Source organism: Pseudomonas sp. AL03 (assembly GCF_029960815.1).
GTDB lineage: Bacteria > Pseudomonadota > Gammaproteobacteria > Pseudomonadales > Pseudomonadaceae > Aquipseudomonas.
This window is the reverse complement of record NZ_JASBRE010000016.1, coordinates 53,867-76,069: the sequence shown is the minus strand read 5'-3', so window position 1 is coordinate 76,069 and position 22,203 is coordinate 53,867. Positions and strand designations below refer to the sequence as shown.

24 protein-coding genes and 1 riboswitch are annotated in these 22,203 nt (G+C 59.3%); of the genes, 13 read left to right on the top strand and 11 right to left on the bottom strand.

The features are described from left to right. Positions 1-12 precede the first annotated feature (12 nt). The gene (locus QK293_RS16740) at positions 13-642 is read right to left on the bottom strand and encodes a LysE family transporter (protein WP_282378924.1); all 630 of its coding nucleotides are present in this window, start codon (positions 640-642) and stop codon (positions 13-15) included. A 91-nt stretch (positions 643-733) separates the two neighbouring features. Between QK293_RS16740 and QK293_RS16735 the strand changes: the two genes are divergently transcribed. The 3 genes from QK293_RS16735 (at position 734) to QK293_RS16725 (ending at position 3,581) form a co-directional block, all read left to right on the top strand. Further along, positions 734-1,699, top strand: coding sequence for a 2-hydroxyacid dehydrogenase (locus tag QK293_RS16735; protein ID WP_282378921.1), 966 nt, complete (start codon positions 734-736; stop codon positions 1,697-1,699). Between the two features lie 34 nt (positions 1,700-1,733). Then, on the top strand, positions 1,734-2,732 hold the full coding sequence (locus QK293_RS16730; RefSeq protein WP_282378918.1) for a class I SAM-dependent methyltransferase: 999 nt from the start codon (positions 1,734-1,736) through the stop codon (positions 2,730-2,732). A 52-nt stretch (positions 2,733-2,784) separates the two neighbouring features. Then, positions 2,785-2,907, top strand: a riboswitch (yybP-ykoY riboswitch). Positions 2,908-2,996: 89 nt separating this feature from the next. Further along, positions 2,997-3,581, top strand: a complete 585-nt coding sequence (locus tag QK293_RS16725; protein WP_282378915.1) for a TMEM165/GDT1 family protein — start codon at positions 2,997-2,999, stop codon at positions 3,579-3,581. 122 nt (positions 3,582-3,703) lie between these two features. On the opposite strand, the gene QK293_RS16720 is transcribed toward QK293_RS16725, so the two are convergent. Beyond that, the gene (locus QK293_RS16720; protein ID WP_282378912.1) at positions 3,704-4,522 is read right to left on the bottom strand and encodes a M48 family metallopeptidase; all 819 of its coding nucleotides are present in this window, start codon (positions 4,520-4,522) and stop codon (positions 3,704-3,706) included. 273 nt (positions 4,523-4,795) lie between these two features. On the opposite strand from QK293_RS16720, the gene QK293_RS16715 reads away from it, so the two are divergent. Beyond that, positions 4,796-6,937, top strand: coding sequence for a methyl-accepting chemotaxis protein (locus tag QK293_RS16715; RefSeq protein WP_282378909.1), 2,142 nt, complete (start codon positions 4,796-4,798; stop codon positions 6,935-6,937). A gap of 102 nt (positions 6,938-7,039) precedes the next feature. On the opposite strand, the gene QK293_RS16710 is transcribed toward QK293_RS16715, so the two are convergent. The 3 genes from QK293_RS16710 to QK293_RS16700 are packed head-to-tail and all read right to left on the bottom strand — an operon-like array spanning position 7,040 to position 8,151. Continuing rightward, a complete protein-coding gene (locus QK293_RS16710) occupies positions 7,040-7,663 on the bottom strand; it encodes an SOS response-associated peptidase (protein WP_282378905.1) in 624 nt (207 codons plus the stop codon). 35 nt (positions 7,664-7,698) lie between these two features. Continuing rightward, positions 7,699-7,959, bottom strand: a complete 261-nt coding sequence (locus QK293_RS16705; protein WP_282378900.1) for a DUF2007 domain-containing protein — start codon at positions 7,957-7,959, stop codon at positions 7,699-7,701. Positions 7,960-7,968: 9 nt separating this feature from the next. Then, positions 7,969-8,151: a CPXCG motif-containing cysteine-rich protein gene (locus QK293_RS16700; protein ID WP_282378897.1), complete on the bottom strand. Its 183-nt coding sequence runs from the start codon at positions 8,149-8,151 to the stop codon at positions 7,969-7,971. Between the two features lie 142 nt (positions 8,152-8,293). Here QK293_RS16700 and QK293_RS16695 point away from each other — a divergent pair, with 142 nt between their 5' ends. Beyond that, positions 8,294-9,457 (top strand): 1-acyl-sn-glycerol-3-phosphate acyltransferase, encoded by a 1,164-nt coding sequence (locus QK293_RS16695; RefSeq protein ID WP_282378894.1) that lies wholly within the window; start codon positions 8,294-8,296, stop codon positions 9,455-9,457. A gap of 224 nt (positions 9,458-9,681) precedes the next feature. Further along, entirely contained in the window at positions 9,682-9,888 is a 207-nt protein-coding gene (locus tag QK293_RS16690) for a hypothetical protein (RefSeq protein ID WP_282379064.1), read from the top strand. An 88-nt stretch (positions 9,889-9,976) separates the two neighbouring features. On the opposite strand, the gene QK293_RS16685 is transcribed toward QK293_RS16690, so the two are convergent. Further along, positions 9,977-10,561 carry a YajG family lipoprotein gene (locus tag QK293_RS16685; RefSeq protein ID WP_282378891.1) on the bottom strand — a complete coding sequence of 195 codons (585 nt, stop codon included), beginning with the start codon at positions 10,559-10,561 and terminating at the stop codon, positions 9,977-9,979. A 204-nt stretch (positions 10,562-10,765) separates the two neighbouring features. Between QK293_RS16685 and QK293_RS16680 the strand changes: the two genes are divergently transcribed. Together QK293_RS16680 and mqo are read left to right on the top strand one after the other, a co-directional pair. Beyond that, complete coding sequence (locus tag QK293_RS16680; protein ID WP_282378889.1) at positions 10,766-10,999, top strand: hypothetical protein; 234 nt, start codon at positions 10,766-10,768, stop codon at positions 10,997-10,999. A gap of 741 nt (positions 11,000-11,740) precedes the next feature. Continuing rightward, positions 11,741-13,249, top strand: a complete 1,509-nt coding sequence (mqo, locus tag QK293_RS16675; protein ID WP_282378887.1) for a malate dehydrogenase (quinone) — start codon at positions 11,741-11,743, stop codon at positions 13,247-13,249. Between the two features lie 67 nt (positions 13,250-13,316). Here the strand turns inward: mqo and QK293_RS16670 are convergent, their stop codons facing one another. The 3 genes from QK293_RS16670 to QK293_RS16660 all read right to left on the bottom strand — a co-directional run bounded on the left by QK293_RS16670 (position 13,317) and on the right by QK293_RS16660 (position 14,901). Beyond that, entirely contained in the window at positions 13,317-13,604 is a 288-nt protein-coding gene (locus tag QK293_RS16670) for a PA4642 family protein (RefSeq protein WP_090180157.1), read from the bottom strand. A gap of 63 nt (positions 13,605-13,667) precedes the next feature. Beyond that, the gene (locus tag QK293_RS16665) at positions 13,668-14,153 is read right to left on the bottom strand and encodes a hypothetical protein (RefSeq protein ID WP_282378877.1); all 486 of its coding nucleotides are present in this window, start codon (positions 14,151-14,153) and stop codon (positions 13,668-13,670) included. A 190-nt stretch (positions 14,154-14,343) separates the two neighbouring features. Further along, positions 14,344-14,901: a hypoxanthine-guanine phosphoribosyltransferase gene (locus tag QK293_RS16660; protein WP_282378875.1), complete on the bottom strand. Its 558-nt coding sequence runs from the start codon at positions 14,899-14,901 to the stop codon at positions 14,344-14,346. A 165-nt stretch (positions 14,902-15,066) separates the two neighbouring features. Between QK293_RS16660 and upp the strand changes: the two genes are divergently transcribed. Both upp and QK293_RS16650 read left to right on the top strand, forming a co-directional pair. Continuing rightward, complete coding sequence (upp, locus tag QK293_RS16655) at positions 15,067-15,705, top strand: uracil phosphoribosyltransferase (RefSeq protein ID WP_282378873.1); 639 nt, start codon at positions 15,067-15,069, stop codon at positions 15,703-15,705. 2 nt (positions 15,706-15,707) lie between these two features. Next, on the top strand, positions 15,708-16,982 hold the full coding sequence (locus QK293_RS16650) for a uracil-xanthine permease family protein (RefSeq protein ID WP_282378870.1): 1,275 nt from the start codon (positions 15,708-15,710) through the stop codon (positions 16,980-16,982). A 38-nt stretch (positions 16,983-17,020) separates the two neighbouring features. Here QK293_RS16650 and hemH read toward each other — a convergent pair whose 3' ends face one another. Both hemH and QK293_RS16640 read right to left on the bottom strand, forming a co-directional pair. Beyond that, entirely contained in the window at positions 17,021-18,046 is a 1,026-nt protein-coding gene (gene hemH, locus QK293_RS16645) for a ferrochelatase (RefSeq protein ID WP_282378868.1), read from the bottom strand. Positions 18,047-18,059: 13 nt separating this feature from the next. Then, positions 18,060-18,962, bottom strand: coding sequence for a TIGR01777 family oxidoreductase (locus QK293_RS16640; RefSeq protein ID WP_282378865.1), 903 nt, complete (start codon positions 18,960-18,962; stop codon positions 18,060-18,062). Between the two features lie 196 nt (positions 18,963-19,158). Here QK293_RS16640 and QK293_RS16635 point away from each other — a divergent pair, with 196 nt between their 5' ends. The 3 genes from QK293_RS16635 to QK293_RS16625 all read left to right on the top strand — a co-directional run bounded on the left by QK293_RS16635 (position 19,159) and on the right by QK293_RS16625 (position 22,186). Next, positions 19,159-20,145: an NAD(P)/FAD-dependent oxidoreductase gene (locus QK293_RS16635; RefSeq protein ID WP_282378862.1), complete on the top strand. Its 987-nt coding sequence runs from the start codon at positions 19,159-19,161 to the stop codon at positions 20,143-20,145. A 129-nt stretch (positions 20,146-20,274) separates the two neighbouring features. After that, positions 20,275-21,234 (top strand): DUF523 and DUF1722 domain-containing protein, encoded by a 960-nt coding sequence (locus QK293_RS16630; RefSeq protein ID WP_282378859.1) that lies wholly within the window; start codon positions 20,275-20,277, stop codon positions 21,232-21,234. Between the two features lie 10 nt (positions 21,235-21,244). Next, the gene (locus QK293_RS16625) at positions 21,245-22,186 is read left to right on the top strand and encodes a MerR family transcriptional regulator (RefSeq protein WP_282378856.1); all 942 of its coding nucleotides are present in this window, start codon (positions 21,245-21,247) and stop codon (positions 22,184-22,186) included. Positions 22,187-22,203: the final 17 nt, after the last annotated feature.

The window sequence follows — 22,203 nt, the reverse complement described above, 5'->3', positions numbered from 1 at the left end:
CATCACAGGGCCTCAGTGCATCTCGGTAAACGCGAGTTTCACACCGATGGCGATCAGTACCGCGCCCATGGTCCGGTCGAACCAGTGGCCCATCCGGGCAAAACCGGCGCGCACGCGCTGCTGGCTGAACAGCATCGCCACCAGGCAGAACCACACAGCGGTGGCCACCGCGAGGTAGACGCCGTAGCCAGCCTGTACTGCCAGCGGCGTGTGCGGATTGATCACCACGGTGAACAGCGAGAGGAAAAACAGCGTCGCCTTCGGGTTCAGACCGTTGGTCACGAAACCCGAAGTGAAGGCGCCACGAGCAGTGCGCTCACCCGTTTCCTTGTGCAGATCGTCAGCCGCAGGTTGGGCCGGTTGTGCTCGCAACGCCTTGAAGCCGATATACAGCAGGTACGCGGCGGCAGCCCATTTCAGGGCATTAAATAACACGATCGACTGGGACACGATCAGGCCGATGCCGAGCAGCGAATAGCCAACGTGCAGGAAAATCGCCATGCCAACACCCAGCGCCGTCCAAGTACCCGCTTGACGACCATGGGTCACGCTCTCACGCACCACCACAGCAAAGTCCGGGCCAGGGCTGGCCACGGCCAGCAAGTGAATCAGGGCAACGGTCAAAAACTCTGTCCAGTACATGGGGGCTCCTTTTGGCCAAGCGTAACTGTTTGTTTCATCTGGTAGGCTCGGCAGGTTACGCCTTCAGTTCACTGCACAAAAGGTACAGTTGATGACGAACACTCACCGCGCCGTTTTCCTCGACCACCCGTCCCTGGACCTGGGCGACCTCGACCTCAGCCCGCTGCAAGAGTGTTTCAGCGACTTACAGCTTTTCGCCCAGACCACGCAAGACCAGGTGATCGAACGCCTCAAGGGCGCCACCGTCGCCATCAGCAACAAGATCCTGATCGATGCCGCCGCCATCGCGGCCAGCCCCGCGCTGAAGCTGATCCTGATCACCGCCACCGGCACCAACAACGTTGACCTCGCGGCTGCCAGCGCCCACGGGATTACCGTCTGCAACTGCCAGGGTTACGGCACGCCGTCGGTGGCGCAGCACACGATCATGTTGCTGCTCAATCTGGCAACGCGCCTGACCGATTATCAAAAGGCTGTGGGCGAAGGTCGCTGGCAGCAGGCGAAACAGTTCTGTCTGCTGGATTACCCGATTGTCGAACTGGAAGGCAAAACCCTCGGCCTGCTCGGCCACGGTGAACTGGGCGGCGCGGTCGCACGACTGGCTGAAGCCTTTGGGATGCGCGTACTGCTCGGTCAAATTCCCGGGCGCCCTGCCCGGCCGGACCGTTTGCCACTGGAAGAGCTGCTGCCGCAGATTGATGCGCTGACCCTGCACTGTCCGCTCAACGAACACACGCGCCACTTCATCGGAGCCCGTGAGCTGGCTTCGATGAAACCCGGTGCGTTCGTGATCAACACCGCACGCGGTGGTTTGATCGACGAACAGGCACTGGCGGATGCCTTGCGCAACGGTCACCTGGGAGGTGCGGCCACCGATGTGTTGAGTGTCGAACCGCCGACCGCCGGCAATCCGCTGCTGGCCCACAACATTCCACGGCTGATTGTCACCCCGCACAACGCCTGGGGCAGTCGCGAGGCTCGGCAGCGAATCGTAGGCCAGTTGACCGAAAACGCTCAGGGATACTTCAGCGGTAAAGCGCTGCGGGTCGTCAGTTGATAAACTGCGGCACTTTTTTTCACAGGAGCAGATTATGGATCCGCGCAGTGAAGTACTGCTTCGTCAGGCCGAGTTATTCCAGGGTACGGTGCTGCTGGCCGGTTTGCCCGCTGATGACCTGCTGGGCCGTCTGCCCGACGCTCATGGCTGGTGCTGGCATGCCGGCGATCAAGCAGCGCTGGACGCCCGCTTCGCCGAGCGCAGCCATTTCGGTGTGACTGTACCGGAGCGCGCGTTCGACACCGCCGTGGTGTTTCTGCCCAAGTCCAAGGACCTGACCGACTACATCCTCAACGCCATCGCCTCTAAACTGGCCGGTCGTGAACTGTATCTGGTGGGTGAAAAACGCAGCGGCATCGAAGGCGCGGCCAAGCAACTGAACCCCTTCGGCAAACCGCGCAAGCTCGACAGCGCGAGGCATTGCCAGCTGTGGCAGGTCACCGTGGCCACTGCGCCAGAAGCCAAATCGCTGGAAAGCCTGGCCGAGACTTATGAGTTGCCGCTGGCCGAAGGCCCGTTGAAAGTCATCAGCCTGCCGGGCGTGTTCAGCCACGGGCGGCTGGATCGCGGCAGCGCGTTGCTGCTGGAACATCTCGATAAGCTGCCGAGTGGCCATTTGCTCGACTTCGGTTGCGGCGCGGGCGTTTTGGGTGCGGCGGTCAAGCGGCGTTATCCACACAACCAGGTCACGTTGCTCGACGTTGATGCCTTTGCCGCCGCCAGCAGTCGCCTGACATTGGCTGCCAACGGTCTGGAAGCTGACGTGATTACCGGTGACGGCATCGACGCTGCACCGATGGGCTTGAGTGCAATTCTGAGCAACCCGCCGTTCCATGTCGGCGTTCACACCGACTACTTCGCTACCGAGAACTTGCTGCGAAAAGCAGCCAAACATCTGAAAAACGGTGGCGAACTGCGCTTGGTGGCGAACAGCTTCCTGAAGTACCAGCCGCTGATCGAAGAGCACCTCGGGGTGTGCGCAATCAAGGCTGAAGGACAGGGTTTCAGAATCTATCGGGCCAAACGCGGCTAGGTCTTCTTTCTAAAAAAGAGGCTTGCCCAATCGGATTTGTCTAGGCAGAATCCGCTCCGTCCTAGGGGAGTAGTCTCCCACGAGCGCCATGCTCGTCCGGCATACGTCAACATACTTGGTCAACAGACCATGGCGTATGCGACCCAAGCGTCCGCATCAGACGGATCGCAGGGTTTGACAAGACCTATGACACGAACACCTTACCCGGGGCGGGAAGGCTGTACGTGTCATAGCCGTGTCGACCCGCCCCTTAGGAAAACCCTGATGCTGGACTCTCTACTCGTTCCCACCGCAATCGTTGCCTTGGCCGAAATCGGCGACAAGACGCAACTGCTCGCACTCATTCTCGCCGCTCGCTTTCGCAAACCCTGGCCGATCATCGCCGGCATCGTTGCCGCAACCCTGGCCAACCACGCGGCAGCCGGTGCGGTAGGCGCTTGGGTCGGTGGCTTCTTCTCGAATGCGATGTTGCACTGGATCCTCGCCGCGAGCTTCACCGCGACGGCGTTGTGGACCCTGGTGCCGGACAAAATGGACGACGACGAAGCCAGCACCGCCCGCAAGTTCGGACCGTTCCTGACCACGTTGATCGCGTTTTTCCTTGCGGAGATGGGCGACAAGACCCAGGTCGCCACCGTGATGCTCGCTGCGCAATACCCGGAACTGTGGCTGGTGATTATCGGCACCACCGTCGGGATGTTGATTGCCAACGTGCCGGTGGTTTTGGCGGGTAACTTTGCCGCGGATAAATTGCCGCTCGCCCTGATCCGTCGCCTGGCGGCGTCGGCGTTCTTCATCCTCGCCATTGTCGCGGTGTACAAGGCGATGCAGAGCAGCGGGTGGGTTTGACGCGGTAGGTCGGTAGACCGCGTTATCGTTCTTCGCGGGCAAGCCTCGCGCCTACAGATCAGCGTAATCCTGTAGGAGCGAGGCTTGCCCGCGAAGGCGTCAGCAGCCGCGCTGCATGAACATCAGGACTTTTTGGCTTTCTCGTACAGCGGCATGACTTTCGGAATCGCCGCTTGCAACGAAGCAACCCGACTGGCCGACGCCGGGTGCGTGCTCATGAACTCTGGCGGCGAACCTTGCGACGCCTTGCTCATCTTGTTCCACAAAGTGATCGCCGCGTTCGGGTTGTAGCCGGCGCGAGCAGCCAGTTCGAGGCCGATCAGGTCCGCCTCGTTTTCATTGGAGCGACTGTTGGGCAAGGTCATGCCGTAGTTGGCCACAGTGTCAGCCAACGCCAGGCTGTCCTGACCCAGACCGAACAAGGCACCGGCGCCCTGCTTGGCCATTTCGATGCCGTACGCTTTGGACATTGCTTCACGACCGTGCTCGCGCAGGGCGTGGGCGATTTCGTGGCCCATGATCGCGGCGATTTCATCGTCGGTCAGTTTTAGGCTGTCGATCAGGCCGGTGTAGAAGATGATCTTGCCGCCAGGCCCACAGTTGGCGTTGAGTTCGTCGCTCTTGATCAGGTTGACCTCCCACTTCCACTGGGCCGAATCCGGTCGAAAAATCGGCGCCTGGGCAATCAGCCGGTCGGCAATGGCCTGGACACGTTTGGCCTCGTTACTGGTCTTGTCCAGCACGCCTTTACTGCTCGCCTCGCCGACTGTCTTTTGATAAGACTGGGCGTACATCTGATTGACCTGATCGGTCGACAGCATGCTGAACATGTACTGTTTGCGCTCAACGCCCACCGCGCCACCGCTGGTGGTGTTGACCGACTGACAACCCGCGAGCAGCAGACCTGCGCTCAGCGCACACAAAACCAATGTCTTATTCATCAAAAATTTCCCTGAAAACATGCCGGTTATCCTAGGCGGTGAATTGTATTGGCGCCAGATACAACAGAGGTGTAGACGCACATTTCAGACAAAGCTCTCATGACCGTAGGAAAAAATTCACCTAACAGCGCCCACCGCGGTCGATAACGGACCGTAATGATTCATTTGCGACATTAACGCCTGCAAAACAGCCAATTCGCCAAACCCCGCTCATGGCCATCGACACCCCTGCCGATACAGCACCGCAGACGTCCTCTTGCGTGCGGAGCACCCATGAAATTCAAGTCGATCCAGTTTTCCGTGGCAGCCCTCGCTGGCGCCATCGTACTTAGTGTCGTGGCAGCCCTGGTGCTGTACGCGCTGTTTTCCGGCGCACGGACACAAGACATGGTCCAGGAGCGGACCCAGGCACAATTCGAGCAAGTCATCGAACAGCGCTTGACGTCACTGGCGCAAACCCAGGTCAGCCAGATTCAACGTGAGCTCGAAGCGCCACTGCTGATTGCCGGCGGGCTGGTGCGAGTCAACGCATTAATCGGTACACCGGGCGCCGATGGCCAGCCACAGTTGAGCCTGAGCCGTGAGCAATTGATCAGCCTGATCAAGGAAAACGTCACCAAGAACCCGAAAATTCTCGGCACCTACGTCGGTTGGGAAAAAAACGCCCTCGATCACAACGATGCGGCCTACGTCGACACCAAGATTGTCGGCATCGACGCCAGCAACGGCCGCTTCCTGCCGTGGTGGTTCCGCAACGAAGACGGCAGCCTGGGCCTGGACAAACTGGTGGACGTCGACGACCAGAAAACCCTGTCCACCGGCGTGCGTGCCAGCGAGTACTACCTGTGCTCAAAAGAAACCAAAAAATCCTGCGTGATCGATCCGGCGCCCTACAAGGTCGGCGACAAGATCGTCATGCTCGCCTCCTTTATTGAACCGATCATGCTTAACGGGGCCTTTCAAGGCATCGTCGGCGCCGACTTGTCGGTGAACTTCATTCAGGAAATGCTCCTCGGCGCAAATCAGAAGTTGTACAGCGGCTCAGGTGTTATGGCCTTGATCGGCGGCAACGGTCGGATCGTCGCCTACACCAAGGACCCGAGCAAATTTGGTGAGAAGGTCAGCGACATCCTCGATAGCCAGCAGATTGCCAACATGGCCAATCTCAAACGCGGTGAAGTCACCTACACCGTCGACAAGGCCCAGGGCCGGATCGAGTTGTACCTGCCGTTTGGCATCGGCCAGACCGACGCTCGCTGGACCCTCATGCTGCAACTGCCGCTGAACGCGGTGATGGCCGACCTGCAAACACTTCAGGGCGATCTGGATACTCAGCGCAAGTCCGACACCTTTGGCATGGCCATGGTCGGTTTGTTGATCGCGGGTATCGGTTTGCTGGTGATCTGGCTGGTGGGCCACGGCATTGCCCGGCCGTTGAAGCAGATGGTCGCCATGCTCGACGACATCGCTCAAGGCGAAGGCGACCTGACTCGCCGCCTGACCAGCGACCGTGCCGATGAACTGGGCTCGATTGCCAAAGGCTTCAATACTTTCCTGGCCAAGTTGCAGGCGATGATCACCCAGGTGGTGACTTCGGTGCAGAGCGTCAGCGACTCGTCGGAACACACCGCCGACATCGCCATCCGCACCAACATTGGCGTGCACAAGCAAATGGCCGAGATCGATCAGGTGGCCACGGCGGTGCATGAAATGACCACCACCGCCCAGGACGTCGCGCGCAACGCGACCCAGGCTGCGCAAGCCGCCAGCCATGCGGATCAGGCGGCGGCACAGGGCATGCAGATCGTACGGGACACGTCGAACTCGATCGGCGTACTGGCGGTGGAAATCGGCAAGGCCGTCAGCGTGGTACAGACCCTGGCCAAGGACAGCGAGAACATCAACGCAATCCTCACCGCCATTCGCGGGATCGCAGAACAAACCAATTTGCTGGCCTTGAACGCGGCCATTGAAGCGGCCCGTGCCGGTGAGCAGGGACGTGGTTTTGCGGTAGTGGCCGATGAAGTGCGCAATCTGGCGCAGAAAACCCAGAAAGCCACTGAAGAAATTCAGACCATGATTCAGCAGCTGCAACAAGGCACGCGCGATGTAGTGCGGGTGATGGAAGACAGCCAGAACCGCACCGACGAAAGCGTGCAGCATGCGGCGAAAGCGGCCGAGGCGTTGGAGACGATTACTCAGGCGGTGTCGGTGATCAACGACATGAACACGCAGATTGCCAGTGCAGCCGAGGAACAGAGCGCGGTGGCTGACGACATTAATCGTAATGTGATCAACATTGGGCAAGTGGCCAATGAAGTGGCAAGTGGAGCAGATGAATCGAGTGCGGCGAGTGCGGATTTGACCAAATTGGCGGAACAGCAGCGGCGGTTGATTAATCAGTTCAAGGTTTGATCCTAAGGCCTCTTCGCGGGCAAGCCTCGCTCCTACAGGGGATCACATAACCCGTAGGAGCGAGGCTTGCCCGCGAAGGCGTCCGCACAGACGCCACATCAGTTAGCCGGGGGTCAAACACTCCGGCCCATTCAGCTTCGGATCATTCACCAAATTCGCCAACACCCGCTCGCGCAACGCAGCAGGTTCACTGGCGAGCAATGCCTGCAAAGTATGCAACGGCGTTTCGGGATTGAGCCACGCTTCCTGCCCCTGCGCATCGAGAATCAACGGCCGGCGCTGACTCGCCGCCGGCTGCGTGATCACCGCCGTGCTCAGCCACACCTGCTCCTGCACCGGATACGCTTCCCAGATCGCTGCAAAGAACAGCGTCGAACCCTCCCCCGGTGTCAGCCAGAACGGACGCTTACGAGTCGTGCCGCGCCACTCGTAAAAACCATTGGCCGGCAGTAAACAGCGGCGTTCGCGCAGGGCCTGGCGAAACATCGGTTGTTCAGCGACGGTTTCGGCACGGGCATGGGCCGGGGTACGGGAAAGATCGGTCAGCCACGGCGGCGTCAAACCCCAACGTGCCCGAGCCAACTCGCGCTGACCGTCAACGCCTGCACGCAGCATCAGCACCGAATCGTTGGGAGAAATATTCCACTGGGCCTGCTGATCGGCGGGGAAGCCAGGCAGGGCCGCGAAGGCGGGGTTCCAGCGAAACAGGGCATAACGTCCACACATGGGGCAACACGACTCTTGATAAAACGAACGCCAGCCTAACAGACCAGCGTGCCGGGAAAACCTTCCGGTTCGTCGCCGGGCAGTGGCAGCGCGGCATTGTACGCGGTGATCAGCTCCCGGGCGTATTCGGCCTGGTCGTTATCGACCGATAAACCCAGCAGGCCGAAGATCGGCAATTCGCCGGTGCCGCCGAGTAAATCACGTCCCACCAGATGCGCCTCAATGCCCTCGCTGGCCAGCATGCCTTGCAGCAACTCACCTTCCATCAGGTTTTCAGGCTCGTAGATTCGCTGCATAGACGCCCCTCACTCATTTTCGCTGATCACGTCGAGATGCCATTCCTCTCCGTGAACCTGCAACACAAACTTTATCGGCCGACAGCACACCGGACAGTCTTCGATATAGGTCTGATCGCCACCGGACAAGTCCAGAACAGCCTCAGCCTCTTCACCACAATACGGACATTCATACTGCGCAGTTTCCAGCATCGCGGTCTCCCAGGTGACTTGTGCGTATAATCGCCGGTCTATTTGCAGGGCCATTTTTGTCTGGCTACCGCTTCAGACCGTGCCCCGTTGGTTTTCGATCAAAACCTTTACTTACCCTAGCCGTTTCTAACAAGAGAGCATGATGGGCGAATTCGATGCCATCCGACCGTACGACGACAGCGAAGTCCCAGCGGTGCTGGACCGGCTGCTCGGCGACAAGGCGTTTCTAGATATCCTCATCCACTTCCGCTTCCCGCGTTTTGCCGGTGCTTTCGGCTGGGCGCTCAAACCTCTTATAGCTCATCGGCTGCGCCGTGAGTTCGCTGGCATCACCTCCGTGGCCACGCTGCAGGATAAAGTTGAGATGTACGTCGACCACACCATCGAGCGCGCTACGGACGGTGTGACGTACACCGGCGTCGAGCAGTTCAAGTCCGGCAGCGCCTACCTGTTCATCGCCAACCACCGCGACATCGTGATGGACCCGGCCTTCGTCAACTACGCCGTGTACCACGCCGGCCTGCCGACACCGCGCATCGCGATTGGCGATAACCTGCTGCAAAAGCCCTTCGTCAGCGATCTGATGCGCCTGAACAAGAGTTTCATCGTGCACCGTTCGATCAGCGGTCGCCGCGAGAAGATGGCGGCGTATCAACTGCTGTCGGCCTACATCAACCACTCGATCCGCAACGATTGCGCCTCGATTTGGATCGCCCAGGCCGAAGGCCGGGCCAAGGACGGCGACGATCGCACCGAGTCGGCCATCCTCAAGATGTTCCACATGAGCCGCAAGGACGAGCCGTTCGGCGAGGTCATCCGCTCGCTGAACGTCACCCCGGTGTCGATCAGCTACGAATATGACCCGTGCGATCAAGCCAAGGCTCGCGAGCTATTTATCCGTGCCACCACCGGCAGCTACAACAAAGTGCCGGGCGAGGACGACGTGAGCATCGCCAAGGGCATCACCGGCTACAAGGGCCGGGTCCACGTAAACTTCGCTTCGCCGATCACCGAGCTGTTCGACGACACCAAGCAATTGGCGATCGAAATGGACCGGCAGATCCTCGGCGGTTACCGCCTGTTCCCGGTGCACTACCTGGCCTATGCCCAATGGAAAGAGGCCGACCCGCAATTGCAGGTCCCGAAAGCTGCTGAGGTGTTTGCCGCCGATGAACTGGCCAAGGCTCAGGAGCAATGGCAGCAGCGTCTTGACGCTTGCCCTGAGGAACATCGTCCGTTCCTGGTGCTGCAATACGCGACGCCGGTGCGCAATCAGTACCGCGTGAAAGCAGGTTTGCCGCTGTAAGGTGTTTGGCTGAATACGACAACGGCGCCTTTGGGCGCCGTTTTCATTGCTGCGATTTTTGCGGTCAGACTCGCGTGCTGATCCACGACACCAGCAGCGCCAACCCCAGCTGCCCTGCCTTTGCGACAAATAACGAAACATCTGGCCAAATGCTGCCCTGTGTCACGGCTCCGTCATCTGGATACGCCAGTCTGGCGCCCCTCGAAACCGACACGGATACCGTCATGCTGCACGCCGAAAACCAGGATCGCCTCTACCTCATCGCCCAGAGCGACGAACAACAAAACCTTGTTGGCAGCCTCGCCTTTAACGTTCAGGACCGCCATTGGCTGGTGTATTGCGCGTTGAGTGGGCATCAACATGCGGATTTGCCGGAGACGGATTTGTTGACTGGGGTGAGTGTGCTGGATTTTTACTCGCAAGCGGCCTGACACAGCGGCCCCCTGTGCGCACCTGACAGTCGGCATAAAAAAGCCCGGAATCATGACTGACACCGGGCTTTTTGTTACCAGCAAAAGCTTACTCGCCGAGAATCTGACCAATCGTCGGATCCTTGAACAGACGCGTCAACGCATCGCTCAACACATCACTGACCAGCTTGGTATTGGTCTCCTGATTCGGCGCCATACCAAAACGCTGATCCAGGGACGCACCGTACCGACCGCTGTAACGACGATTGGCATTCTGCACATCGGAGCGGAACGTCGCGCCAATGGTCGCCTCAGTCACATACATGCCTTCTTTAGGCGACTGATACTTCAGCTCCGCCAAGGTCACGGTCAACTGCGGAGCATTCATGCCGCTGGACACCGGGGTGAAACCCAGCAAACGCACGGCCGCTTCAGCCTGAGCCTGCAACTTCGGCAGAATCTGCGCGCCCTGCACGGTGATCGCGCTGGTCTCAGGGTACAGACCACCACGGGTGCCCAGTGTCGGCGACGGACGACCGTCCACCACACGCACCACCACCGGCTGACCATGGCCGACCGGTGCCAGCTGAGCCGTCAGCTTGGGTTCCGGATTCAGTCGTTGCGGGCTGTGGGCGCAGCCGACCAGGGTCAAACTGGTCACAGTGATCAAACCGAACAACAGGCGTTGCAACATGCGCTTCTCTCCAGAATCAGGCACAAACAGGCCCGCAGTATAGCGGTGGGCCACTGCGGGTAACTAGCACCTCACAGTGAATACTGAAATCTCTGACAAACCCTTCAGACCGCGGTTCCTGTCACACATTTTTCACCTGCCTTTCACGTGTACGTCACGACTCGCTGTCAAGTTCGTCGGTAGTCACCCACAAGGTACTTCGCCATGCGCTATCTCACCTCGCTGTTCACCCCACGCCCTCTGCATCGCTGCTTCGCCCTGCTCGACCGCAACGGCCACTGCCTGGCTTTCAAACAGTGCAGCCTCCAGCCCATGGGCGATAGCTGGGTCGAAATCGAAGAAATCCGTCTCAATTGGTTGCACCATCCCCTGCCCCCTAGCGCCCGTGTCAGCCAGCGCCAGCCACGTGCGCGGGCTCATCAGTGGTTGACCACCTGACCGAACGCTTAATAAAAGTCATTAAACACGACCATTTCCCTGCGTTTCTTCGCTACAATCTCCCCCCGATTATAAGGACGTCTCCTGATCGGGCCTCGCAGCATCGTCAATGCGTTTGTATTGACACCCCGCACCGCCCACAGAGAGCCGCCCACACAGATCGAGTGAAGCTGGCGCGCTTGCTGTTCCTTAAGCAAAAACTCCCCACTTTTCGCGAATCTGCAGAGCTGTCATTACGCTCGGTTACTGAGCTGTTTGCCCGTTTTGCCTGTCATGTATCCCATGGCGGCAATCCATCCGGGCACGGTGCCAGGCTAGGACAGCCCTTTTTTGAGGTTCACGTCTTCAAAAGAGCGTGAAAAAAACGGGTTTTCACAACTTCACAAGAGTGTGGCGAGCAAATGAATAGTTTTGCGTCTGAATATGCACCATTAGCGTCTGAAACAGCCCAACGACACAGGACCGAGTACTCCTCGAACACCGGAGCCTGAAGCCTGTCCTCTACGGATTTGGTTGCACAAACGGATGTATCGACCATAAGTCGAATTGCCAGCCGCGCGTTGAAGTGAGTTCATGTAACTCTTTTAGACTCGGCCGGTAGCGTCCGTCGAAGTTGCGATAAATTGCGAAGATTCGGACATGGCGATACTGCCATGGGTACCTGGGGCATCACTGACACGCCCCTGAACGCCTGGCAGCCATGCCGACAATTTGGTGCTGCAGATTTTGGAGACGCGTTAAATGGCGCATAACGAAGCAGTCGACGTAGTACTGGTTGGGGCCGGCATCATGAGTGCCACCCTCGCTGTACTGCTCAAAGAGCTCGACCCCGCGATCAGGCTGGAAGTCGTCGAGCTGATGGATTCCGGTGCCGCGGAGAGTTCGAACCCGTGGAACAACGCCGGTACCGGTCACGCCGGGCTGTGTGAGCTCAACTACACGCCGCAGGCCGCCGACGGCACCGTCGACATCAAGAAAGCCGTGCACATCAACACCCAGTTCGAGGTGTCGAAGCAGTTCTGGTCCTATCTGACCAAGAAAAGTACCTTCGGCTCGTGCAAGACGTTCATCAGCCCGGTGCCGCACCTGAGCTTCGTCCAGAACGACGATGGCGTTTCCTTCCTCAAGGAACGCTTCAAGACGCTGAGCAAGCACCACGCCTTCTCGGACATGGAATACACCGAAGACAAGGCCACCATGGCCGAGTGGATGCCACTGATGATGCCCGGCCGGCCGGCCGACGAAGTCGTCGCCGCCACCCGCGTGATGAACGGCACCGACGTCAACTTCGGCGCCCTGACCAATCAACTGCTCAAGCACCTGACCAGCGCACCCGATGCCCAGGTCAAGTACTGCAAGCGCGTGACCGGCCTCAAGCGTAACGGCAGCGGCTGGACCGTCAGCATCAAGGACGTCAACAGCGGCAACTCGCGTGACGTCGACGCGAAATTCGTGTTCCTCGGTGCCGGTGGCGCGGCACTGCCGCTGCTGCAAGCTTCGGGCATTGAAGAAAGCAAAGGCTTCGGCGGCTTCCCGATCAGTGGCCAGTGGCTGCGTTGCGACAACCCTGAAGTGGTCAAGCACCACCAGGCCAAGGTTTACAGCCAGGCCGCAGTCGGTTCGCCGCCGATGTCGGTGCCGCACCTGGACACCCGCGTGGTCGATGGCAAGAAGTCCCTACTGTTCGGACCTTACGCCGGCTTCACCACCAAGTTCCTCAAGCACGGCTCCTTCATGGACCTGCCGATGTCGGTTCGCGCCGGCAACATCGGCCCGATGCTGGCCGTGGCCAAAAACAACATGGACCTGACCAAGTACCTGGTCAGCGAAGTGATGCAGTCGATGGAACAGCGTCTGGACTCACTGCGTCGTTTCTACCCGGAAGCGAAAGCCGAAGACTGGCGCCTGGAAGTGGCCGGCCAACGGGTGCAGATCATCAAGAAAGACCCGAAAAAGGGCGGCATTCTGCAGTTCGGTACCGAGCTGGTCGCGGCCAAGGACGGTAGCCTTGCTGCCCTGCTCGGCGCTTCGCCAGGCGCGTCGGTGACCGTTTCGATCATGCTGGAACTGATCGAAAAGTGCTTCCCGAACAAAGCGTCTGGCGAGTGGGCTGCCAAGCTCGCGGAAATCTTCCCGGCTCGCGAAAAAGTTCTGGAAACCGATGCTGCGCTGTATCGCAAGCTCAATGTGCAGAACAACGTCGCGCTGGAACTGGTTGAAGCCAGCAACGAGACCGAAAGCTACGCTTGATTCGGCCGCATAAAAAACGCCCCGTTCTCATTGAGAGCGGGGCGTTTTTTTGTGCCGCTTAAAGATCTTAACCGCGCGCCTTGGCGATCAACTCGATGTACTCGGCCGCATTGCGCTGATCCTTGATCAAAGCAACGAAGTCATTGCCGTGCTCATCCTTGCCGTCCAGATCCAGACCGGCTTCGACAAAAAACGTCAGAAACCGCTCGAAGTCATCGATGCGCAGGCCGCGGTAGGCCTTGATCAGTTTGTGCAGCGACGGCGACGTGGCGTCGACCGGTTCGAAATCGAGGAACAGCTTGATCTGCTCATCGCCGATCTCGTCACCAATCACTTGCTTCTTATCTTTACGCATTGCCGACTCCAGCTCGCAGTCATTTCACGGGGCGGGCAGTTTACCCCTCCCCGGGCACAGGGCTCAACGCGGACGAACGCTGCCGGTGTGCAGATCGGCCCAGATATGGCCATTGGCGTAGCTGAGAAACTGGCAATACACCGTGTCATTGCGCAACAAGTCGATCACCACCCGGTACTGCGCCATCGGGTAAAAGAGCGTCAGGGTTTTGCTCTTGTCGTCGTAAATCGGCTTTTTCAGGCTTTTGCTTTCGCCATCGAAGTTGAGCAGCACCTGGGTGATGGTCGCGCCTTTGTTCAAGGATTTGCCCTTGAGACGGATCAGCAACGGTGACGTAACCGGAATCGGCTGCTGGTTGGACTGGCGTTGACTGCCGACCACCACCGAGTACTCGGTAACCTGCAACAGCTGTTGCTGCTCGGGTTCCGCGTCACGCAGGGTCAGGTCATCCGGGGGCAGGAACTGCGCGTGCATCGGCGCCGGGGCGGCGGCCAGGGGCAGGCTCAAGGTCAGCAACAGGGCGGCGCAGCTGCGGATCAAAAGGCTCATGAATGGCTCCGAGGGCGGGACCGAGCACTGTAGCAGCTGCCGAAGGCTGCGTCCGGCTGCGAAGCAGTCGTGAGATCAGGCATCGCGGTTCTTCAGCGTTAAACCGTGGATTCAGGATTTACGACGGCTTCGTCCGATCGCGGCCCGCGCCGAACGCAGGCTGCGCCAGGTGCTACAGATCGCGTCTGGATTACATGCCTTTAACGGCAAAAATCCCGTTGGCGTTACGCCAGTAGCCTTTGTAGTCCATGCCGTAACCGAAGATATAACGATCGATGCATGGCAGGCCGACGAAATCGGCTTTCAGGTCCGGGCGGGCCTTGCGGTCGTGGTCCTTGTCGATCAGCACGGCGGTGTGCACTTTGCGGGCGCCGGCGTGTTTGCAGTAATCGATGATCGCGCCCAGGGTGTGACCTTCATCGAGGATGTCGTCGATGATCAGCACATCACGGTCGAGGAACGAAACTTCAGGCTTGGCTTTCCAGAACAGGTCGCCGCCGCTGGTTTCGTTGCGATAACGGGTGGCGTGCAGGTAGGACGCTTCCAGCGGGAAGTTCAGATGGGTCAGCAGCTTGCCGGAGAAAATCAGCCCGCCGTTCATCACACAGAACACCACCGGATTGCTTTCCGCCATCTGATCGTTGATTTGTGCACCGACACGGGCGATGGCCGCCTCGACTTCAGCTTCGGTGTACAGGCAGTCAGCCTCTCGCATGATTTGACGGATATGCTCGAGATCAGCAGACATGGCGCTCTCCAGGGGGGTGACGGACTGAGGAAAAGCGGGCAAAGGTACGCATCCCTCACGGCCAGATCAAGCGTTTATGGACTAACGTACTCTATGTCTATAGGACAACACCCTCGGATAGATTAATCTAGGCCGGTTTTTTTGCCCGCCGCCGGAGCCTTTCCCATGCCCATCCTCGAGATCCGCCATCCGCTGATCCGTCATAAACTTGGCCTCATGCGCCGCGCCGACATCAGCACGAAGAATTTCCGTGAGCTCGCTCAGGAAGTCGGCGCCCTGCTGACCTATGAAGCCACCAAAGACCTGCCGCTGGAATCCTACGATATCGAAGGCTGGTGCGGCACTGTGTCGGTCGAGAAAATCGCCGGCAAGAAAATTACCGTGGTGCCGATCCTGCGCGCCGGCATCGGCATGCTCGAAGGCGTGCTGAGCCTCATCCCGGGCGCCAAAGTCAGCGCCGTCGGCGTGGCCCGCAACGAACAAACCTTGCAGGCCCACACCTACCTGGAAAAACTGGTTCCGGAAATCAACGAACGCCTGGCGATGATCATCGACCCGATGCTCGCCACCGGCAACTCCATGGTCGCGACCATCGACCTGCTGAAAAAAGCCGGTTGCCGGGATATCCGCGCGATGGTGCTGGTGGCTGCCCCTGAAGGCATCGCTGCTGTAGGGAAAGCTCATCCAGACGTTATGATCTACACCGCCTCCATTGACGAAAAACTCAACGAACACGGTTACATCATCCCAGGCCTGGGCGATGCCGGTGACAAGATCTTCGGCACCAAGCAGAAGGACGCTTGAGCATGCAGGATGAGTTCAACGATCCGCTCTGGCGCACGGTGCTGTCGGGTGCGCAGATGCTGTTCGTGGCCTTCGGCGCCCTGGTGTTGATGCCGCTGATTACCGGTCTCGACCCGAACGTGGCGCTGTTCACCGCCGGCCTGGGGACGATTCTGTTCCAGATTGTCACCGGGCGTCAGGTGCCGGTATTCCTGGCATCGAGTTTTGCCTTCATCACCCCGATCATCCTCGCCAAGGGCCAGTTCGGCCTCGCGGCGACCATGGGCGGTGTGATGGCGGCGGGTTTCGTCTACACCTTCCTCGGCCTTGCGGTGAAGATCAAAGGCACCGGTTTCATCGACCGTCTGCTGCCACCGGTGGTGATTGGCCCGGTGATCATCTCCATCGGCCTGGCCATGGCACCGATCGCCGCCAACATGGCGATGGGCAAGGCGGGCGACGGCACCGAGCTGATTCAATACCAAACGGCAATGTTGATCTCGATGCCGGCGCTGCTGACCACCCTGATCGTCGCGGTGTTCGGCAAAGGCATTTTCCGCCTGGTGCCGATCATCTCCGGCGTGCTGGTGGGTTTTGCGATGGCGTTCTATTTCGGCGTGGTTGATACCGCGAAGATTGCCGCTGCACCCTGGTTCGCGATCCCGAACTTCACCGCGCCGGAATTCAACTGGCAGGCAATTCTGTTCATCGTTCCAGTGGCCCTGGCCCCGGCCATCGAGCACATCGGCGGCGTGATTGCAGTCGGTAGCGTGACCGGTCGCGATTACCTGAAGAAACCCGGCCTGCACCGCACCCTGCTCGGCGACGGCATTGCCACCACCGCGGCGGGACTGTTTGGCGGCCCGCCCAACACCACCTATGCCGAAGTGACGGGCGCAGTGATGCTGACCAAGAACTACAACCCGAAAATCATGACCTGGGCGGCGATTTTCGCCATCAGTCTGGCGTTCGTCGGCAAGTTCGGCGCGCTGCTGCAAAGCATTCCGGTGCCGGTGATGGGCGGGATTCTGTGCCTGTTGTTCGGCTCGATTGCGGCGGTGGGCATGAACACGCTGATTCGCCACAAGATCGACCTGGGCGAGGCGCGCAATCTGGTGATTGTCTCGGTGACCCTGGTGTTCGGGATTGGCGGCGTACTGGTCGGCACCGGCACAGGGCCTGACGACTTCGGCCTCAAAGGCATCGCACTGTGCGCGGTGACGGCGATTGCGCTGAACCTGTTGCTGCCGGGTAATGACAGCTGGAAGCACAAGAAGGCGAATGAGTCGCTGCTGTAACCCCACCTGATCGTTCCCACGCGCGTGGGGACGATCATCTACAACGCCAACGGGGCCCTTTCGCACAAGGTGTTCAACGCCTTCGCCCACTGCGGGTCATCGTTGAGACACGGCACCAGCACCAACTCCTCCCCTCCCGCCTCGCGGAACTGCTCTTTGCCGCGATCACCGATTTCTTCCAGCGTCTCAATACAATCGGCGACAAACGCCGGGCACATCACCAGCACTTTCTTCACGCCCATTCCAGCCAACTCATCGAGGCGCGCTTCGGTGTAGGGTTCGATCCATTTGGCTCGACCCAGTCGCGACTGGAATGACACCGACCACTTGCCATCCGGCAGGCCCAGACGTTTGGCAAACTCGGACGCCGTGCGCAGGCATTGGGCGCGGTAGCAGGTCGCCAATACTTCTGGCGAAGCGTTCAGACAGCAATTATCGCTTTTAAAGCAATGGTGCCCGGTCGGATCGAGCTTGGTCAGGTGCCGTTCCGGCAAGCCGTGAAAACTCAGCAGCAGGTGATCGTGATCCTGCTGCAGATAAGGCTTGGCACTGGCCACCAACGCATCGAGGTATTCCGGCTGATCGTAGAACGGCTGGAGAATCGAGAACTGTACGTCGAGCTTCTTCTCGCGCACCACTCGTTTGGCCTCTTCGATCACCGTGGTCACGGTGCTGTCAGCGAACTGTGGATAAAGCGGCGCGAGCGTGATTTTTTTGTGGCCTTGGGCGGCCAGCTGCACTAATTTCGACTCAATCGACGGCTCACCGTAACGCATCGCCAACTCCACCGGACCGTGGGTCCACTGGGCCGTCATGGCCTGTTGCAGGCGACGGCTGAGCACCACCAACGGCGAGCCCTCCTCCCACCAGATCGAGGCGTAGGCGTGGGCTGACTGCTCCGGGCGCTTGAACAGGATCAGCGACACCAACAAACGTCGCACCGGCCATGGCAGGTCAATCACATACGGGTCCATTAGAAACTGATTGAGGTAACTGCGCACATCCGCCACCGAGGTGGAGGCCGGTGAGCCCAGATTGACCAGAAGCAATGCGTGATCGGTCATGCAACGTCCTATTTCAAAGGCGGCTGGAAAGGTCGTCCAGAGCCGCGCGCAAATCAGTGAACTGGAAAGTGAAACCCGCTTCCAGCAAGCGAGCCGGAACTGCCTTCTGGCCGCCCAGCAACAGCAATGACAACTCGCCCAGACACACCTTTAAAGCCAGGGCCGGCATGGGCATGAACGTCGGGCGGTTCAGCACGCTACCCAACGTCTTGGCGAACTCGCGATTGCGCACCGGCTTGGGCGCGCAGGCATTATAGGGACCGCTAGCGTCTTTCTGATGCAGAAGAAAATCAATCAGGGCGATTTGATCGTTGATATGGATCCACGGCATCCACTGCCGGCCATTGCCGATAGGCCCGCCCAGCCCCAGTTTGAATGGCAGTAACAGCCGCGACAAAAAGCCGCCCTCGGCTGACAACACCAGCCCGGTGCGGATGAGGGTCACGCGGATGCCCAACGCCTCGGCACGCTGGGCGGTTTCCTCCCACGCGATGCACAACTGGCTGGCGAAATCATCGATGACCGGTGGAGATTTCTCGGTCAGTTCCCGCTCGCCTCCGTCGCCATACCAACCAACGGCAGATCCGGAGATCAATACCTGCGGTTTTTGCTCACGGGTTTCGAGCCAGGCCAGCAGGGTTTCGGTCAGGGCGATTCGGCTACTCCACAACAGCGCTTTGCGTTTGGTTGTCCAAGGCCGATCGGCAATCGGTGCGCCCGCCAGATTTACAATCGCATCGATCGGTTCCGGGCCGAGGTCTTCAAGCCGGGCAACACCACGCACCTGGGCACCGCATATTTTCGCGACTTTTTCAGGACTTCGACTCCAGACCGTCAGACGATGACCCTGACTCAACCAGTGTCGGCAGAGCTGAGGTCCTATCAAACCAGTACCGCCGGTCAGCAATATGTGCATGACTTCTTCCTCGCGTGGCGTTTTACCTTGATCACTAGTCTATTTTTATAAGCAGGGATCTTTGGTATCGGGCAGGCCTTGTGTTTAACAATAGGCCAAGCTGTCAGAACGAGAACGCTAAAAGTTATACCAAAAAACAATATTGTACAGGTTTAAACCACGGCGTAGTCTGTACAGAAAGGTAAACGAGGCCCCTATGACTGTACCTATCGCAATCATCGGCACCGGCATCGCCGGTCTCTCCGCCGCCCAGGCCCTGACAGAAGTCGGGCATGTCGTTCAACTTTTCGATAAAAGCCGTGGCAGCGGTGGACGCATGTCGAGCAAGCGCAGCGATGCAGGTGCTCTGGACATGGGCGCGCAATATTTCACCGCCCGCGATCGCCGCTTCGTCACTGAAGTCCAGCGCTGGCAAAGCAATGGCTGGGTCGCCGAATGGATGCCGCAGCTCTACACCTACCACGGTGGCCAGCTCAATCTGTCGCCGGACGAACAGACGCGCTGGGTCGGTACGCCACGTATGAGCGCGATTACCCGCGGCCTGCTCGGCGATCTGGAAGTGCATTTCGCCTGCCGGATCACCGAAGTCTATCGTGGCGAAGAGCACTGGCATTTGCAGGACGCCGAAGGTTTCACCCACGGCCCGTTTAGTCATGTGGTGATCGCCACGCCGGCGCCACAGGCGACTGCACTGCTGGCCTCGGCACCGAAACTCGCCGGTGCCGCCGCCGGGGTGAAAATGGACCCGACCTGGGCTGTCGCGCTGGCGTTCAAGACACCGCTGGATACACCCATGGAAGGCTGCTTCGTGCAGGACAGCCCGCTCGACTGGCTGGCTCGCAACCGCAGCAAACCAGGACGTGACAACACGCTGGACACCTGGGTCCTGCACGCCACCAGCGCCTGGAGCAGGCAACATATCGACCTGCCCAAAGAAGCAGTGATCGAGCAATTGCACGGCGCATTTGCCGAGCTGCTGCACAGCGCCATGCCTGCCCCGACCTTTAGCCTTGCTCACCGCTGGCTCTACGCCCGACCCGCCAGCAGCCATGAATGGGGAGCCCTGGCCGATGCCGATCTGGGCTTGTATGTGTGTGGCGACTGGTGCTTGTCCGGCCGTGTCGAAGGCGCGTGGCTCAGCGGCCAGGAAGCCGCCCGCCGCTTGCATGCGCATCTGCAGTGAACCGCAGCTCCTACGGGGGCGACGGCAAAAACCTATACAAATAATTTGACTTGTACACCTTTGAATCTATGATGAAACCATGTTGTACAGAATTAACCCTCTGTACAGGTTTAGACTCGAGGTGCTCCGATGGTCCACGTCTCCGTGAAACCGAAAATCGCCATCAGTGCCTGCCTGATGGGTGCAGAAGTGCGTTACAACGGCGGGCACAAGACGTCGCGGCTGTGCAGTCGCACCCTCACTGACTATTTTGAATTCGTCCCGGTTTGCCCCGAAGTCGCCATCGGCCTCGGCATTCCTCGGGAGCCGATCCGGCTGGTGGGCGATCCTGAACATCCCGAGGCTGTCGGCACCGTCACTCCTGAGCTCAATGTCACCGTGCCGCTGGCGGAGTACGGTCAGAAAATGGCCGCGGAGTTGGCCGATATCTGCGGCTACATCTTCATGCAGAAATCCCCGTCATGCGGTTTGGATCGGGTCAAGGTCTACCACGCCAACGGTGCGCCGGTGGACGGTGGTGGCCGTGGCATCTACGCCCAGGCGTTCTGCGCGCTGCATCCGGATTTACCGGTGGAAGAAGACGGCCGGCTCAACGACCCGGTGCTGCGAGAAAACTTTCTCACCCGCGTATTCGCCTACAGCGCCTGGCAGCAGTTGTTGTGTGAAGGCCTGACTCGCCGTGGCCTCACGGACTTTCACTCGCGCTACAAATACCTGCTGATGGCCCACCACCCGGTGCAATACAAAACCCTGGGTACCCTGCTGGGCAACATGGGCCAGACCGACCCGAACGAACTCGGCCCACGCTATTTCAGCGAGCTGATGGCGGCCTTGAAAAAATGCGCTACGCGCCGCACCCACACCAATGTCTTGCAACACATCAGCGGCTATCTCAAACAGACGATCAGCCCTGAAGACAAACAGGAAGTGCAGCACGTCATCGGCCAGTACCGCCACGGGATCGTGCCGCTGGTGGTGCCGTTGACGTTGCTCAAACACTACTTCCGTCAACACCCGGATCCGTACATTGCGCAACAGGTTTACCTGCAACCGCATCCGGAAAATCTCAGTCTGCGAAACGCGATCTAATGACAATCTAATGAAAAGCCCACTCGACACCAGCGCCAGCGAAGACCTCGGCGCCGACTTCAAAAAAGCCCTCGACGAAGGCTGGCTACCGATCCGTGAAGTGGCCCGGCAGACCGGCGTCAACGCCGTCACCCTGCGCGCCTGGGAACGGCGTTATGGCCTGATCGTGCCGCAACGCACGCCCAAAGGTCATCGGCTGTTCTCGGCCGATCACGTTCAACGCATTCTGACGATCCTTACCTGGCTCAACCGTGGCGTGGCCGTCAGCCAGGTCAAGCAACTGCTTGACACCCCGCAGGCCTTTACCGAGTCCGTCGAAAACGATTGGCAAGTGCTGTGCCATACGCTGCTGCAAGCAGTCACTCAACTGAACGAACGCACCCTCGATGACACTGTCAATCAGGCCATGGCGCTGTACCCTCCACGCACTTTATGCGAACAACTGCTGATGCCTTTACTGACGGAACTGGGGCACCGCTGGCAAGGCCAGTTCGGCGCGCAGATGGAGCGGGTGTTCTTTTACTCCTGGTTGCGTAGCAAATTCGGCGCCCGCATCTACCATAACAACCGTCAGTTACGCACCGCGCCACTGCTGTTGATCAATCATTCGGACCTGCCACTGGAACCTCACCTGTGGCTCACCGCCTGGCTGATCAGCAGCGCCGATTGCCCGGTGGAAGTTTTCGACTGGCCACTCCCCGCCGGCGAACTCGCGCTGGCGGTCGATCACCTGCAAGCCCGCGGCGTACTGCTGTATTCCAGCAAAGCCATGAACCTGTCCCAACTGCCGAGACTGCTGAATGGCGTCAGTTGCCCAAAAATGATTGTCGGACCAACGGTATGCATCCACCACGCCGAGTTGTCCGTAAAAACTACTGAGATCGCTGATTTGTTCTTGGCCGACGACCCGTTAACGGCCCATCAGGACCTGGTTCAGCGTGGACTAATTTAATGAAACATACGGACTCC

What these genes read in the sequence shown, in the direction of transcription:
- QK293_RS16740 (WP_282378924.1), bottom strand. Translation starts at nt 642, where the DNA reads ATGTACTGGACAGAGTTTTTGACCGTTGCCCTGATTCACTTGCTGGCC.
- QK293_RS16735 (WP_282378921.1), top strand. Translation starts at nt 734, where the DNA reads ATGACGAACACTCACCGCGCCGTTTTCCTCGACCACCCGTCCCTGGAC.
- QK293_RS16730 (WP_282378918.1), top strand. Translation starts at nt 1,734, where the DNA reads ATGGATCCGCGCAGTGAAGTACTGCTTCGTCAGGCCGAGTTATTCCAG.
- QK293_RS16725 (WP_282378915.1), top strand. Translation starts at nt 2,997, where the DNA reads ATGCTGGACTCTCTACTCGTTCCCACCGCAATCGTTGCCTTGGCCGAA.
- QK293_RS16720 (WP_282378912.1), bottom strand. Translation starts at nt 4,522, where the DNA reads ATGAATAAGACATTGGTTTTGTGTGCGCTGAGCGCAGGTCTGCTGCTC.
- QK293_RS16715 (WP_282378909.1), top strand. Translation starts at nt 4,796, where the DNA reads ATGAAATTCAAGTCGATCCAGTTTTCCGTGGCAGCCCTCGCTGGCGCC.
- QK293_RS16710 (WP_282378905.1), bottom strand. Translation starts at nt 7,663, where the DNA reads ATGTGTGGACGTTATGCCCTGTTTCGCTGGAACCCCGCCTTCGCGGCC.
- QK293_RS16705 (WP_282378900.1), bottom strand. Translation starts at nt 7,959, where the DNA reads ATGCAGCGAATCTACGAGCCTGAAAACCTGATGGAAGGTGAGTTGCTG.
- QK293_RS16700 (WP_282378897.1), bottom strand. Translation starts at nt 8,151, where the DNA reads ATGCTGGAAACTGCGCAGTATGAATGTCCGTATTGTGGTGAAGAGGCT.
- QK293_RS16695 (WP_282378894.1), top strand. Translation starts at nt 8,294, where the DNA reads ATGGGCGAATTCGATGCCATCCGACCGTACGACGACAGCGAAGTCCCA.
- QK293_RS16690 (WP_282379064.1), top strand. Translation starts at nt 9,682, where the DNA reads ATGCTGCACGCCGAAAACCAGGATCGCCTCTACCTCATCGCCCAGAGC.
- QK293_RS16685 (WP_282378891.1), bottom strand. Translation starts at nt 10,561, where the DNA reads ATGTTGCAACGCCTGTTGTTCGGTTTGATCACTGTGACCAGTTTGACC.
- QK293_RS16680 (WP_282378889.1), top strand. Translation starts at nt 10,766, where the DNA reads ATGCGCTATCTCACCTCGCTGTTCACCCCACGCCCTCTGCATCGCTGC.
- mqo (WP_282378887.1), top strand. Translation starts at nt 11,741, where the DNA reads ATGGCGCATAACGAAGCAGTCGACGTAGTACTGGTTGGGGCCGGCATC.
- QK293_RS16670 (WP_090180157.1), bottom strand. Translation starts at nt 13,604, where the DNA reads ATGCGTAAAGATAAGAAGCAAGTGATTGGTGACGAGATCGGCGATGAG.
- QK293_RS16665 (WP_282378877.1), bottom strand. Translation starts at nt 14,153, where the DNA reads ATGAGCCTTTTGATCCGCAGCTGCGCCGCCCTGTTGCTGACCTTGAGC.
- QK293_RS16660 (WP_282378875.1), bottom strand. Translation starts at nt 14,901, where the DNA reads ATGTCTGCTGATCTCGAGCATATCCGTCAAATCATGCGAGAGGCTGAC.
- upp (WP_282378873.1), top strand. Translation starts at nt 15,067, where the DNA reads ATGCCCATCCTCGAGATCCGCCATCCGCTGATCCGTCATAAACTTGGC.
- QK293_RS16650 (WP_282378870.1), top strand. Translation starts at nt 15,708, where the DNA reads ATGCAGGATGAGTTCAACGATCCGCTCTGGCGCACGGTGCTGTCGGGT.
- hemH (WP_282378868.1), bottom strand. Translation starts at nt 18,046, where the DNA reads ATGACCGATCACGCATTGCTTCTGGTCAATCTGGGCTCACCGGCCTCC.
- QK293_RS16640 (WP_282378865.1), bottom strand. Translation starts at nt 18,962, where the DNA reads ATGCACATATTGCTGACCGGCGGTACTGGTTTGATAGGACCTCAGCTC.
- QK293_RS16635 (WP_282378862.1), top strand. Translation starts at nt 19,159, where the DNA reads ATGACTGTACCTATCGCAATCATCGGCACCGGCATCGCCGGTCTCTCC.
- QK293_RS16630 (WP_282378859.1), top strand. Translation starts at nt 20,275, where the DNA reads ATGGTCCACGTCTCCGTGAAACCGAAAATCGCCATCAGTGCCTGCCTG.
- QK293_RS16625 (WP_282378856.1), top strand. Translation starts at nt 21,245, where the DNA reads ATGAAAAGCCCACTCGACACCAGCGCCAGCGAAGACCTCGGCGCCGAC.